General features: G+C 50.1%; 13 protein-coding genes. 10 read left to right on the top strand and 3 right to left on the bottom strand.

Translation table 11 applies throughout. From position 1 onward, the window contains the following. Window positions 1–128 precede the first annotated feature (128 nt). The 9 genes from OIR97_RS07455 (at window position 129) to OIR97_RS07415 (ending at window position 9688) form a co-directional block, all read left to right on the top strand. Window positions 129–1607 (top strand): replicative DNA helicase, encoded by a 1479-nt coding sequence (locus OIR97_RS07455; RefSeq protein ID WP_169544941.1) that lies wholly within the window; start codon window positions 129–131, stop codon window positions 1605–1607. Further along, window positions 1607–2719: an alanine racemase gene (gene alr / locus OIR97_RS07450; RefSeq protein WP_169544940.1), complete on the top strand. Its 1113-nt coding sequence runs from the start codon at window positions 1607–1609 to the stop codon at window positions 2717–2719. Before OIR97_RS07455 ends, alr begins: the two co-directional genes overlap by 1 nt. An 11-nt stretch (window positions 2720–2730) precedes the next feature. Continuing rightward, window positions 2731–3507 (top strand): MlaE family ABC transporter permease, encoded by a 777-nt coding sequence (locus OIR97_RS07445; protein ID WP_169544939.1) that lies wholly within the window; start codon window positions 2731–2733, stop codon window positions 3505–3507. A gap of 6 nt (window positions 3508–3513) precedes the next feature. Beyond that, window positions 3514–4290, top strand: a complete 777-nt coding sequence (locus OIR97_RS07440) for an ABC transporter ATP-binding protein (protein ID WP_169544938.1) — start codon at window positions 3514–3516, stop codon at window positions 4288–4290. A 13-nt stretch (window positions 4291–4303) separates the two neighbouring features. Then, window positions 4304–5680 carry a DNA repair protein RadA gene (gene radA / locus OIR97_RS07435; protein ID WP_169544937.1) on the top strand — a complete coding sequence of 459 codons (1377 nt, stop codon included), beginning with the start codon at window positions 4304–4306 and terminating at the stop codon, window positions 5678–5680. 18 nt (window positions 5681–5698) lie between these two features. Further along, window positions 5699–6391, top strand: a complete 693-nt coding sequence (locus tag OIR97_RS07430; RefSeq protein ID WP_169544936.1) for a CvpA family protein — start codon at window positions 5699–5701, stop codon at window positions 6389–6391. After that, on the top strand, window positions 6388–7860 hold the full coding sequence (gene purF, locus OIR97_RS07425) for an amidophosphoribosyltransferase (protein ID WP_169544935.1): 1473 nt from the start codon (window positions 6388–6390) through the stop codon (window positions 7858–7860). The genes OIR97_RS07430 and purF overlap by 4 nt, the downstream gene beginning before the upstream one ends. A gap of 8 nt (window positions 7861–7868) precedes the next feature. Further along, window positions 7869–8570: an SDR family NAD(P)-dependent oxidoreductase gene (locus tag OIR97_RS07420; protein WP_169544934.1), complete on the top strand. Its 702-nt coding sequence runs from the start codon at window positions 7869–7871 to the stop codon at window positions 8568–8570. A gap of 65 nt (window positions 8571–8635) precedes the next feature. Continuing rightward, window positions 8636–9688, top strand: coding sequence for a hypothetical protein (locus OIR97_RS07415; protein WP_169544933.1), 1053 nt, complete (start codon window positions 8636–8638; stop codon window positions 9686–9688). Window positions 9689–9736: 48 nt separating this feature from the next. On the opposite strand, the gene der is transcribed toward OIR97_RS07415, so the two are convergent. The 3 genes from der to OIR97_RS07400 are packed head-to-tail and all read right to left on the bottom strand — an operon-like array spanning window position 9737 to window position 13093. Further along, a complete protein-coding gene (der, locus tag OIR97_RS07410) occupies window positions 9737–11068 on the bottom strand; it encodes a ribosome biogenesis GTPase Der (RefSeq protein WP_169544932.1) in 1332 nt (443 codons plus the stop codon). 8 nt (window positions 11069–11076) lie between these two features. Continuing rightward, a complete protein-coding gene (locus OIR97_RS07405; protein ID WP_169544931.1) occupies window positions 11077–12420 on the bottom strand; it encodes an outer membrane protein assembly factor BamB family protein in 1344 nt (447 codons plus the stop codon). A 25-nt stretch (window positions 12421–12445) separates the two neighbouring features. Then, window positions 12446–13093 carry a tetratricopeptide repeat protein gene (locus OIR97_RS07400; protein ID WP_169544930.1) on the bottom strand — a complete coding sequence of 216 codons (648 nt, stop codon included), beginning with the start codon at window positions 13091–13093 and terminating at the stop codon, window positions 12446–12448. A 139-nt stretch (window positions 13094–13232) separates the two neighbouring features. On the opposite strand from OIR97_RS07400, the gene OIR97_RS07395 reads away from it, so the two are divergent. After that, window positions 13233–13418: a hypothetical protein gene (locus OIR97_RS07395; protein WP_169544929.1), complete on the top strand. Its 186-nt coding sequence runs from the start codon at window positions 13233–13235 to the stop codon at window positions 13416–13418. Window positions 13419–13636: the final 218 nt, after the last annotated feature.

Genomic DNA, 13636 nt, shown 5'->3' with positions numbered 1-13636 from the left:
ATTTAAAGAGCACGTCCTTTGGTTTTCCACATTATTCACAGGCTGTGAATAACTGTTATCCACATAATTAAAAAATTGGGCTGAAGATGACAATGACCTGCCTCAAAGAAATGTGGTAGTCTGCCGTCATGGAAAATACAGTTTACACTCCGGATCAGGACGCCGACGGAAATTCCGCGTCACCTGCCTATCGAAAGCTTCCCAATAACTCAGACGCAGAACGGGATTTGCTCGGTGCGATCCTTGTTAATAACGAAGCGGCAGCGAAAGTGAGCGGTTTTTTGAAGGCTGAACATTTTCACGAACCTGTGCATTCCCGTATTTACGACGCCGCAACCATACTGATCGAACGGGGTGAAATTGCCGACCCGGTTACACTCAAGTCGTATTTTGAAAATGACCAGGCCCTGTCCGATATTGGCGGGGCACAATATCTGGCAAAACTGGCGGCCTCCGCAACGACAATTATCAATGCGGAAAACTACGGTAAAATCATTTATGATTTGGCGATGCGCCGCGAATTGATCGATCTGGGCGAAGAAATCGTTAATACAGCCTTTGAGGCGTCTCTCAGTGATACAGCCACCATCCAGATTGAAAATGCTGAGAAACAACTATTTGCACTTGCTGAAACAGGAAGCCATGAAGGGGCCCTCACCCCGATCAAAGTGGCTGTTGGCCACGCCGTCAAATCAATCGAAGAAGCCTTCCAACGGGATGGTAACCTTGTCGGGGTAACAACAGGCCTTCGGGACATGGATGGCAAACTGGGCGGGTTACATAAATCAGATTTGCTTATTCTGGCGGGACGTCCGTCGATGGGTAAAACCTCGCTTGCAACCAACATCGCCTACAATGCCGCGAAGGCGTACAGGGACACCGGGGGTGCCGAAGGGGCGCCTGTTGGCTTCTTCTCCCTGGAGATGTCCGCAGAACAGCTTGTCGGCCGTATTCTGGCGGAGGCTACGGAGATCAGTTCGGAGAAACTGCGCCGCGGCGAGCTGACGGATGAAGAGTTTGCCAACAAGCTGGTACCGCAAAGTGCGCTCTTGTCTGAATGCCCTCTCTATATCGATGATACCCCGGCCATTTCCATTGCCGCGCTTAGAACGCGAGCGCGCCGACTGAAAAGAAGTCATGGACTTGGCTTGATTGTTGTGGATTACCTGCAATTGATGAAGGGCTCTGGCCGATCCGACAGCCGTGTTCAAGAGATTTCAGAGGTCACACAAGGACTGAAGGCGGTCGCGAAGGAACTGGACATTCCAGTCATTGCCCTGTCCCAGCTTAGTCGTCAGGTTGAAAACCGGGAAGACAAACGCCCCCAGCTTTCCGACTTGCGCGAGTCAGGTTCAATTGAGCAGGACGCGGACGTTGTTATGTTTGTGTATCGTGAAGAATATTACGAAGGCCGAAAAGAACCGAGTGAAGGCACCCCTGAACATCTGGAATGGCAGGAACGAATGCAACGCGTCCACAACATGGCGGAAGTGATCATTGGTAAGCAACGTCATGGCCCTATCGGGATCGTCAAATTGCAGTTCCAGCCCGAATTCACGCGGTTTGGCGATTTGGCTGTGGATCAATATTTACCGGAGCATCACTAATGGACCCCTTTCTTGCAGGGTCTTACCTGACGGTAGATCTTGGCGCCCTACAAGAAAATTATCGTTTTCTTTCCAGCCAATCAGAAATGGCAGAATGTGCGGCTGTGGTTAAGGCCGACGCCTACGGGCTGGGATTAAAAGAAGTCGGTTTGGCACTGGACGCTGCCGGGTGCCGAAAATTCTTTGTGGCGCTTCCGTCAGAAGCGGTTCGCCTTAGAAAATATCTGCCGGCAGCCGAGATTTTTGTCCTTGGCGGCTTATTTGACGGCGCAGAGAATATCTATATTGATGAGCGGATAACCCCCGTCCTGAATTGCCTTGATGAAATAAACAGATGGTCCAAAGCAACCAAAGAGCATGGCCCCCTTTCCGCAATGATCCATCTGGACACGGGCATCACCCGCTTGGGGTTACTGCAAAGCGATATAGAAGAACTTAATAGAAACCCTCATTGGTTAGACGGTTTGGAGATACGGTACATAATCTCCCACCTCGCCTGCGCCGATACACCGGAGCACCCACATAACGACTTTCAGCTGTCAGAGCTTCACCGGTTGCGGGCGCTCCTGCCTCCGGCTTTGCACGACGTCCCGGTATCCTTTACAAATTCCTGTGGAATTTTTCTGGGCCCTGACTTTCAGTTTGATCTTCTGCGGCCCGGCATTGCCCTTTATGGTGGCAACCCGGTTCCCGGCCAGAAAAACCCGATGAAGCAGGTAATTCACCTTCAGGGGAAAGTGCTGCAGGTTCATGACGTTGACAGTAAAAATGCCGTTGGCTATGGTGCCACTTGGCGTTGCAAGGAGAATGCGAGGGTAGCAACCGTTTCCGTTGGATATGCGGATGGCTATTTTCGGGCTTTGGGCGACGTCGGAGAGTGCGCAATTGAAAATAACAAAGTTTCGGTTATCGGTCGTGTTTCAATGGATATGATCTCCATTGATGTGACAGGTTTGAGTGAAGATAAATGTCAGCGTGGTACGTTAGTCAGCTTGATCGGTGGGGCGATTGATCTGGATGAACTTGCGACACAGGCAGGCACGATTTCATACGAACTCCTGACAGCACTGGGACATCGAAGTCATCGACGGTATATAAATGCTGTCCAATAAGGTTTGACTAAATGGAATGGAATTTTCTGGCCGCCATTGGCCGCGTTAGTTTGGGCTTTATGGCTGCGGTTGGACATCTTACCCTCTTTACATTTCAAAGCGTAAAAAACATCTTTCTCCCCCCATTTTACATGCGGTTGTTTCTTAGACAGCTCATGAATATCGGCTACTATTCATTGCCCGTTGTTGGAATGACCGCCTTATTTACCGGGATGGTTCTCGCCTTGCAGATCTATGTGGGCTCGTCCCGGTTTAATGCAGAAAGTGCTGTTGCGACCATCGTGGTTATTGGCCTCACCCGTGAGTTGGCACCCGTCTTAAGTGGCCTTATGGTTGCCGGCCGTGTAGGTGCCGCGATTGCCGCTGAGATCGGAACAATGCGGGTAACTGAACAGATTGATGCCCTGGTGACGCTGTCGACCAACCCCTACCGATATCTGGTAGCACCTCGGGTACTGGCGGGCGTTATCACGCTGCCAATACTGGTTTTAATTGGTGATATCATTGGAGTTTCAGGCGGGTATCTTGTCGCCACAGAATCCCTCGGTTTCAATCCAAGCTCCTACATCAAGAACACCTTTGATTTTCTGGAAGCCCGGGATGTGATCTCCGGGTTGATCAAGGCATCAGTCTTTGGCTTCATCGTTACCATAATGGGCTGCTATCACGGATTTAACTCCACAGGAGGCGCACAGGGTGTGGGTCGCGCAACAACAAACGCGGTTGTCTCGTCCTTTATTCTGATCCTCATCAGTGACTATTTCCTAACTGTCCTGTTACTGGACTAATGATCCATGACAAAAACCCCCAAGATCAGTCTTAAAAATGTCTGCAAATCTTTTGGCAAAAAAGTTGTTCTGAAAAATTTGTCTATTGATATCCACGAGGGAGAATCCCTTGTTGTTATTGGCGGATCGGGAACCGGAAAATCAGTCATGCTGAAATGCATTCTGGGCCTGCTGGAACCCGATAGCGGGGAAATCCTGATTGACGGTCAGCAAGTGGTGGGCCTGTCGGTGGCGGAACGCGAAAAAACGCTTCGAAAAACAGGAATGCTTTTTCAATATGCCGCCCTGTTTGACAGCCTTCCCGTTTGGGAAAATGTTGCTTTCGGCCTTATTCAAGCGCAAGGCATGGACAGAAAAAAAGCGAAAAAGATTGCTTTTGAGAAACTGGCACTCGTTGGTCTTGGCCCTGACATTGCCTCTCAAAACCCCGCCAGTTTATCCATTGGCATGCAAAAGCGTGTTGGACTGGCAAGAGCCATTGCAACCAATCCGGAAATCATATTCTTTGATGAGCCAACAACCGGCCTCGACCCGATCATGGGCGATGTGATCGACAACCTGATCCGCGATTGTACCCGCGAATTAGGAGCCTCTACCCTGACCATCTCTCATGACATGGAGAGTGCACAAAAAATTGCCGATCGGATCGCTCTTCTTTATAAAGGAAACGTTGTCTGGGTCGGACCTGCAAACGAAATCGAAACCTGTGGAAACCCATTTGTTGAACAATTCGTCAAAGGGGATATAAACGGCCCCATCGAACTCGATATCCTGAAACCCTGACAGACAGGTAAAAATGGCCAAATCAACCGAACATTTTTCATGCCAATCCTGCGGCGCCAGTTACCGTAAATGGCAAGGGAAATGTGATTCCTGCAGTGAATGGAACTCCATCGTTGAAGATGGTGGAAAGCAGATCGTACCAAAAGGCCTGTCTTCCGGAAAAGGACGACAACTCGAATTTACCACCCTTGATGCTGAAAAATCTGACTACAAGCGTCATTTCTGCGGTGTAAACGAACTGGATCGGGTTCTGGGTGGGGGCTTTGTACCCGGCTCCTCCATTTTGATTGGCGGTGACCCCGGAATCGGTAAATCGACCATCCTATTGCAGGCTGTCGGCCTTATGGCCAAACGAGGCTATACCTGCACATATATTTCCGGCGAGGAAGCCACCCAACAAATTTCCATGCGGGCCAAACGATTAGGCCTGACAGACAGTCCGGTGCAACTGGCAGCCGCGAACTCGCTAAGGGACATTGTCACCAGCTTGGAAAAATCAGCACCGCCTGATCTGCTTATCATTGATTCTATCCAAACCATGTATGCAGATAATCTGGACAGTGCACCCGGCACGGTCTCTCAGGTTCGAGCCTGTTCTCAGGAACTGATACGGCTTGCCAAAAAACTGAACTGTGCGCTTATGCTGGTTGGCCATGTGACGAAAGACGGGCAGATTGCCGGTCCCCGTGTTCTTGAACATATGGTCGATACGGTCTTGTATTTTGAGGGGGATCGCGGGCACCAGTTCCGCATTCTTCGGGCCGTAAAGAACCGGTTCGGGGCAACGGATGAAATCGGTGTCTTTGAAATGACAGATATGGGCCTGCAGGAAGTTGCAAATCCTTCTGCCCTGTTTATCAGTAATCAGGAAAAAGATATCAGTGGTGCCTCGGTATTTGCCGGTATGGAAGGCACACGCCCCCTTCTTGTTGAAATTCAGGGCCTTGTTGCCCCCTCTCAACAGGCAACGCCACGGCGGGCCGTTGTTGGCTGGGATTCAAGCCGCCTCGCGATGATTCTCGCGGTGCTGGATGCCCGGTGTGGTCTATCCTTGGCCGGAAATGAAGTGTATCTGAATGTTGCTGGTGGTCTTCGGGTCAATGAGCCTGCGGCTGATTTAGCGGTGGCTGCAGCCCTGGTTTCATCAATTTCTGACATTCCGGTACCGGAAAAGAGTATCATTTTTGGTGAGATTGGCTTATCTGGAGAAATTCGAGCTGTTGGTCAAACGGATGCGCGGTTAAAAGAAGCCGCAAAACTCGGGTTTGAAGCAGCCATTATACCACTTGGAAGCAAGATCAAGGATCCGACCATCAAGATAATTGAGGTCGAACATCTTTCTGAGATTGTGTCCTTGTTTACCCGCGAAAAAGAAGCGGTAAATGCGTAAGAAAGGTAGCGTTAAGTAATGGAAGAATTGCCGATCAACATAGCCGATGCAGGCATTCTTGTTGTTCTGCTTGTCTCCGCCATTTTTGGTTTTGCCCGGGGATTTGTTAAAGAAATTCTATCCATCACCGGATGGATCGGTGCGGTTTTTGTGACCCTTTATCTTTTCCCCATACTGAAACCTTTCGCGCATCAATATATTACCATTCAGTTGATTGCTGACATACTGACCGGATCCCTGATCTTTATTATCAGCCTTGTCACGCTTTCCTATTTGACCCACACGATTTCTGATCGGGTGAAAGCCTCTTCTTTGGGCGCACTGGATCGATCCTTGGGTATCTTTTTCGGAATTGGCCGGGCTATTATCCTCGTTGGCATTGCATGGCTGTTTTTTGTTCAGTTTATCCCCCCGGACGGAAGACCGAAAGAAATTCTCAATGCGAAGATGCTGCCTATTGTTCAGGCCAGTGGCGAGTTTGTTGCTGAACTGACGCCTGCTGATATGCGCAAGAACCTTCGCATCGCCATGGAAACCGGTACAGAAACCGGCAAAAGCCTTAAAAAAGAATATGAGAGCATCCCAAAAGTGATCCGCGAAGATGTGGAAAACAAACTAAAGGATGCCGCTGAAAATCTGGAAAAGGGATATGATGCAAAATCCCGCCAACAAATGGAAAATCTCACTAAAGGTACTCAGGTAAAGCAATGACCCAGCAAAGCGCCCCTCGCAACATTTGCAATCCTTTTGATGACGACAAACTACATGAAGAATGTGGTGTGTTTGGAATTTACGGGCATGAAGAAGCCAGTGCCTTAACAGCGCTGGGCCTTCACGCCCTTCAACATCGCGGACAGGAAGCCGCAGGTATTGTTTCGCATGACGGAACCCATTTTCATAGCCACAAAGCTATGGGAAAAGTGGGGGATAACTTTTCAACAGAAGATGTTATCAACAGCCTCAGCGGTTCAGCCGCCCTCGGCCATAACCGATACGCAACAACAGGCGGTACAGTTTTACGCAATGTACAGCCTATTTTTGCAGACCTGGCCAACGGTGGTATCGCAGTCGCGCATAATGGAAATCTGACCAATGCCTCGACCCTGCGCAAACAATTGGTTGCAGAGGGTAGTATTTTCCAGTCCACGATGGACACTGAAGTCATCATTCATTTGATCGCCAACAGTAAGAAAATCAAAGTTGTGGATCGCATGGTAGATGCCATGCACAAGATTGTGGGTGCATATTCGCTGGTCGCGCAGACCAGTAAAAAAATGGTAGGAATGCGCGATCCATTTGGTGTTCGCCCCCTCGTCCTTGGTAAAATCGACGATGCCTATATCCTGACCTCAGAAACCTGTGCGCTTGATATCATTGGTGCTGATTTCATTCGGGACGTTGAACCGGGCGAAGTGATTGTTGTTGATGAAAACGGACTTACCAGTCTATCCCCCTTCACCACCCCCCCTCGCCGCTTTTGCATTTTTGAGCATATCTACTTTGCGCGCCCGGACAGTGTTGTTGAAAACCGGTCAGTCTATGATGTCCGCAAAGATATTGGCCGTCAGTTGGCAACCGAGAATATGGTTGAAGCCGATCTGGTGATCCCAGTCCCCGATAGCGGAACCCCCGCCGCGATTGGATATGCCGAACAATCAGGTATCCCTTTTGAACTGGGGATCATTCGGAACCATTATGTGGGCCGGACCTTCATTGAACCAACAGACCAGATCCGCCACTTGGGTGTGAAACTTAAACACAACGCCAACCGTGCCCTGATCAAGGGGAAGCGGGTTATCCTGGTGGATGACAGTATCGTTCGCGGAACGACATCGACGAAAATCGTGCAGATGGTGCGCGATGCGGGCGCAACAGAAGTTCATATGCGCATTGCCAGCCCCCCAACGACAAATTCCTGCTTCTATGGTGTCGATACACCCACACGCCAGAAACTTCTGGCCGCGCAGTATGATGTCAAAGGAATGTGCGACTTTATCGGTGCGGATAGTCTCAGCTTTATCTCTTTGGATGGTCTTTATGTCGCAATGGGAGAAACCCACCGGAATAATGAGCAACCTCAATATTGCGACGCCTGCTTCTCTGGCGATTACCCCATTAGCCTGACAGACCATGACACAGGCGCGGACAAAGAACTCACACGGTTGGCCGAAAGATCCTAGGAAACTCCATGTCAAAACGATTTGAGAACAAGACCGCCCTCGTAACGGGCGCCTCTCGCGGGATCGGCGCAGCCGTTGCCAAAGCGCTTGCTGCTGAAGGGGCGCATGTCATCCTGATTGCCCGCTCTGTTGGTGGCTTGGAAGAAGTCGATGACGCCATCCAGTCCGCCGGTGGAAGTGCAACGCTTGTACCGCTTGATCTTCTGGAAACCGACGCCATCGATGGTCTGGCGGCCCCGTTACTGGAGCGTTTTAAGAAGCTGGATATGCTTGTAGCTGCTGCCGGCACCCTTGGTAAATTGACCCCGGCACCACAATATTCCCCTAAACTTTGGGAAGATGTTTTTAAACTAAACGTGCATGCCAACTGGCGCCTGCTCCGCGCGTTGGATCCACTGCTGCGGGCCAGTGACGCTGGCCGGGCCGTTTTTGTGACAGCCAGTGCAGCAAGAGAGCATAAATTATACTGGAGCGGCTATGCAGCCTCCAAGGCCGCGCTTGAAAGCCTGGTCCTGACATATGCAGGCGAAGTCGCCAAAACCAATTTGAAGGTCAACCTGATTGATCCGGGACCAACGGCCACAAAACTCCGTCTGTCTGCTTTCCCCGGGGAAGACCAGTCAACGCTGCCAACGCCAGAGCAGAAAACAGATCTGTTCCTCGATGCATTATCATCAGAGTTCAATCAGAACGGAACGTTGATCACGTGACTTCCCGGCGATAGCGTCTTAAACTGTGTTCAAAAATAACGTTCCACGGAATGGAAGGACACAGGATGACACAAGCCACTGTTGAGCCGATTAGGGCTCAGGCTGCCATACACCACGCCTATCTACTAGGCCTACAGCTTAGAATATCCACTCACAAGGGGCCGGAGGTCATGGAAGAGTGGATGTTCAAGCTGTTTCGGCGACAACATCTATCCAAATTCCTGAGCAGCTTTGAAAAACTGGGCCTGTCCCATGAACCAGACGCGATTGCCTGTGCAAAATACCATGTCCTGTCCAATTCCATCGGTGGCGTCCCCGTTGAATATATGGCCGAAAGTAAAACAAAGGCGTGGGTGCGATTCCGTTACCCCCGATGGATGTATGACGGTCCGACCCTCTGTGGAGTTCCAATTGGCGTCAGCCGAGGGTTCCTGCGCGGCTGGTATGCCCATAACGGCGTAAGCCTTAAAAACCCGCGGTTGGGATATGTCTGTGTTTCCGAAGATATGACCGGCGAATTCGGGTTTTGCGGGTATTTCAAGGAATATGATCACGATTTATCCGAAGATGAACGCTTGCAGTTTGCGAAAGGCGAGCTGCCCCCTCCGTTCAAGGCCGAGGACCAGCCTAAACCACCCGCTTCCGACTGGAGCGAAGAGCGGCTTGAAAAAGCTAATAGAAATTATGCGATGGAGTATATCCGCAACGGACTGAGCGAACTTGTAAAGGTTATTGGATATGACGAAACAAAAGAACATGCGAGTATCACAGCCCGGTTGATTGGTTTGCAATATTACGCGCAAACTGCCGCAGCACTGAAAACCGTGGACGGGAATGCGGCAGACGCAACACACTATCTTATGCAGATGATGAACGGTATGGGTGACGGTATCACGCCGATATCCAATCACAAAACAGAGGAAACGACCAGTTTCGAACAGACAGGACTTCGGATTGTAAAAGGCCTGAGCGGGGACGAACGCAGCCTTGTCTTGTCCTGCTGGAAAGAACTCTGGATCGGTGCCATCCGTTCCCACCGTGAAATGCTGGGACTGGAATGCGAGCAGGTAAATGAAGAAAAGCTTGTTTGGACCGTGACAAACATCCGGGACCGCTGAAACATCTGATTAGACAAAAAAACAGGGCCCTAATCAGGCCCTGTTTTTCTATTCTTTCACATACGGATTTTTGCCCGTTCGTGTCGCAATCCGAATGGGAACCGCTGGCATGTCAAAATCTTCGCGCAATCCGTTAATCAGATATCTGAGATAGCTTTCCGGCAGCTCACCGCGAGACGACATAAATAATGAGAAGGTCGGTGGCCGCGATTTTACCTGAGTAATATACCGGACCTTGAGGCGACGACCCTTTGCCATCGGCGGTGGATGCTTCTCAAGCATATGTTCCAGCCAACGGTTTAGCTGAGACGTTGGAATCCGCTTATTCCAAAGTTCATACACCCGGATGACCTGCGGCAAAAGCTTTTCAAGTCCGCGTCCGGTCAAGGCTGACAGGGTAACAACGGGAACCCCTCTCACCTGAGGCAATGAAATCTGCAACTTGTCGCGAATATGTTGCAGCATGGCGTTACGATCCCGAACGGTATCCCACTTATTAACAGCAACAACCAGACCGCGCCCCTCTTCAATCACATGGGCGGCGATGGTCAGGTCCTGCTTTTCAAAGGATACATCCGCGTCAATCACCAGAACGACAACTTCTGCCAATTTTATAACCCGCAGACTGTCCGCAACGGACAGTTTTTCCAGCTTCTTTTGAACCCGGGATCGGCGGCGAATACCGGCGGTATCCACCAGCTTTATTTTTTGACCTTCAAATTCCCATTCAACAGAAATCGAATCCCGTGTAACCCCTGCTTCCGGCCCGGTCAGCAACCGTTCTTCGCCGATCAAATGATTGACCAACGTCGATTTGCCCGCGTTAGGCCGACCAACAATGGCCAAAGCCAAAGGACGGTCCTTTGCGGCAACATCAGGAACCTGTTCAACTTCAAATGGAAGCAACGCATCAAATAATTCACCGATGCCTTCCCCGTGCTCTGCCGACAATGCAATGGGATCACCCAAGCCCAGCGAATAAGCTTCCATCATTTCCGTTTCAGCAATACGGCCTTCGCATTTATTAGCACACAAAATGACTGGTTTTTCTGTTTTCCGCAGCCAACCTGCAAAATGCTTGTCCATTGGCGTAACACCAGCGCGTGCATCAAATATCATTAATGCGACGTCTGCTTCTTCCAAGGCCATTTCGGTTTGCCGACGCATGCGCCCTTCCAGGCTATCGTCGAAGGCTTCTTCCAGCCCGGCAGTGTCAATGACTTTGAATTTAAGCGAACCGATACGGGCTTCCCCTTCGCGACGATCGCGGGTCACGCCCGGCGTATCATCAACAAGGGCGAGGCGTTTCCCGACCAGACGATTGAATAGAGTGGACTTGCCCACATTGGGACGTCCAATAATAGCTACTGTAAATGACATCGATTATCTTAGCGATATGCCACTAATTGGGCATCATCCGTTAGAACAAACAACATGCCTCCCGCAACGACGGGTGCCAAGGAAGCCGTGTCTGATAATTCAACTTTCCCCAGAATTTTGCCGTCATAGGGGGAAACAGACACCGCAATACCGTAATTGGAGACCAAAATCAAACGATCACTTGCTAAAACGGGTCCTGACCACACAATTAGACCTGTTTTCTCTTCAGGATCTTCAAATTTACCCAAAGATCGTACCCAGCGGATCAATCCATTTTTGCGCGACAGGCAGACCAGTTCACCGTCTGTCGAGATCACATAGACAAAATCTCCGGCAACCCATGGGGTCTGCAATGTAGAGATTTCCTGGCTCCATTTCCGATTACCGGTTCGAAGATCAATCCCGACCATCTGGCCGGAATAACTGGCGGCAAAAATCATTCCCCGATCAATCACCGGAAAAGCGTTAATATCCGCCAATGACGTCAGGGAACTCAAACGACGCTTACGTTTGAGTTGGTCACTCCAGGCTTGTGCACCATTGTTGGCACGCAAGGCGAACAACTCACCCGATGAGAACGGCACAACGACTGTTCCTTTTTCAACAGCAGGGCTGGCCGCGCCTAAAAGTCCAGTTGTTTCAACACCGCCTTCATAACTCCACTCAGTTTCACCGGTCAGAACGTTAAGGGCGAAAATACGATTGTCGTAGGTTGTTACAAAAAGCAAATCCTCAGCGGCTGTGGGTGCGGCGCGCAAAGGGGCACCAATCGATGCTTTCCAATACATTCCACCCGATTTAGGATCCAGAGAAAACACCTCGCCATAGGACGTGGTGGCAAATAGACGGCCATATTCAGCGGCAAGACCGCCGCCGACAACACCGTCCTCTTCTTCAGGAGGGGTCAAGTTCACAGCCCAGAGTTTTTCACCGGTTTCCTGGGAAAAAGCACGGACGCGACTTTCACTATCCATCACATAAACAGTGCCTTCAGCGACAATCGGAGTGGACGGCAGCCGACTTTCATCGTCAGAGCCTTCGCCGATATTAGCGCGCCAGACCTCTTTTAAATCATCCCCCAGCGTCAAGTGATGCATGACGTTGCTGGCCGTACCACCATTTTGCGGCCAGTTTGCATTTACATATGGTGCGGGTAGACGCACTGTTACATCAGCAACCCCTTCATCAGGCTCCAGTGACTGCTCCAACGCCAAAATGGAAATTCTTTCACCCGGAAGCGGGGGGGCCTCGGCCTCTCCCAGCCAATCGGGCAACAGCGAACAACCGGTTAACAATGCCGCCGAACAGGCGAACAGCGCAATTTTTCCCATATAACGGACATGTAACTTCACGCCAGAACCCCTCAATGCAGTCAGGTTATTTGTTTTCTATGGCCAGCAGTAACTCTGCGGCCCGCTGCTTTACCCCCGATGGAGCAGACGCGTCTTCTTTTAGCGCAGAAAATTGTTGGCGCGCTTCATCGATTTTCCCTGCTTTCAAGTCATTCAGCGCCAGAATTTCCTTTGCCAATGCAGACCAGATCCCCCCCGGTGCACTCGCATCTGTAACACGCTGGCGAACATCATCAGCAGTTCCATTATCCAACAGGTAAAAACCAGCTTTGATGGAAGCCAGTCCCCGGAATTCTTCAGCAAGTGCGTCATTGGCTGCGATTGCATCAAAGACAGCAACGGCTTCATCGCCTTTTCCCGCCTTCAGCAAAGCGTCAGCCTGCCGCAACAGTGCCAACGCCTGATATCCTTCACTGCCCGTTTCCGCCAAAGCAGCAAACGCAGAAGAGGCCTCATCAAATTTCTTTTCGCCGATCAATGCCAAAGCATCTTCGAACTGTTTTCCCTGCGCCCGGGATTCAGACTGTTGGTAATTTTTCCATCCAACTGTGGCTGCCGTCGCCGCAACGACCAAGATCGAACCGGCGATGACAAATTTGCCATACCTGTTCCAAAGTTCCATTGACTTGTCTTTGCGGACTTCTTCATCCACTTCACTGAAAATATCAGACACAAAATGCTCCAGTATCTCTAAAATTTGACGGATAAAATAAACCGCCTGCAGTCGGAAGGCAATTGTTGTTACACAAATTTAGCTCTTTTCATATCGCTCCGTGATAATACATAGAAATGAATGTCAGGGAATAAAGATCATGGACGAATTTAGTGTATTGCAGCTTATTGGCCTGTTTATGGCATTTTTTTTAGTTTTGCCCGGCTTTGTCTATCATGTGCGCCGAACCGGCATGAACGGATTATTGAAAAATGTGGCTCTTTGGCTCGGAATTGCGGTTGTTATTGCCCTTCTCTATCAGTATTTCGGCGCCTCCGTTTCATGAACAGGGTGATTGAAAGAGCATTCGCCTGATTTGTTAGGATGAAATGAAAAGAACGCCCTGATACCCACTGATGGAGCACGCTGTTTGCAATGCAAAAGGTTGGAACAGTCCATCCTGTCCGCCATAAGAGGCACTCTTTATCAATAAGGAGCACTGATTCTTGAAAAGATCAAGTTGATGGGAGGGGCAAAAATAGACGACCAGCGGACGCAATAAAT

It is taken from the genome of Sneathiella aquimaris, from assembly GCF_026409565.1.
In the GTDB taxonomy this organism is placed as follows: Bacteria; Pseudomonadota; Alphaproteobacteria; order Sneathiellales; family Sneathiellaceae; genus Sneathiella; species Sneathiella aquimaris.
Note: the sequence above shows the minus strand (reverse complement) of the source record. Positions and strands in the feature narration are given on the sequence as shown.

Bases quoted from the DNA above. Each gene is read 5' to 3' on its own strand.
- OIR97_RS07455 (WP_169544941.1), top strand. From the start codon at position 129: ATGGAAAATACAGTTTACACTCCGGATCAGGACGCCGACGGAAATTCC.
- alr (WP_169544940.1), top strand. From the start codon at position 1,607: ATGGACCCCTTTCTTGCAGGGTCTTACCTGACGGTAGATCTTGGCGCC.
- OIR97_RS07445 (WP_169544939.1), top strand. From the start codon at position 2,731: ATGGAATGGAATTTTCTGGCCGCCATTGGCCGCGTTAGTTTGGGCTTT.
- OIR97_RS07440 (WP_169544938.1), top strand. From the start codon at position 3,514: ATGACAAAAACCCCCAAGATCAGTCTTAAAAATGTCTGCAAATCTTTT.
- radA (WP_169544937.1), top strand. From the start codon at position 4,304: ATGGCCAAATCAACCGAACATTTTTCATGCCAATCCTGCGGCGCCAGT.
- OIR97_RS07430 (WP_169544936.1), top strand. From the start codon at position 5,699: ATGGAAGAATTGCCGATCAACATAGCCGATGCAGGCATTCTTGTTGTT.
- purF (WP_169544935.1), top strand. From the start codon at position 6,388: ATGACCCAGCAAAGCGCCCCTCGCAACATTTGCAATCCTTTTGATGAC.
- OIR97_RS07420 (WP_169544934.1), top strand. From the start codon at position 7,869: ATGTCAAAACGATTTGAGAACAAGACCGCCCTCGTAACGGGCGCCTCT.
- OIR97_RS07415 (WP_169544933.1), top strand. From the start codon at position 8,636: ATGACACAAGCCACTGTTGAGCCGATTAGGGCTCAGGCTGCCATACAC.
- der (WP_169544932.1), bottom strand. From the start codon at position 11,068: ATGTCATTTACAGTAGCTATTATTGGACGTCCCAATGTGGGCAAGTCC.
- OIR97_RS07395 (WP_169544929.1), top strand. From the start codon at position 13,233: ATGGACGAATTTAGTGTATTGCAGCTTATTGGCCTGTTTATGGCATTT.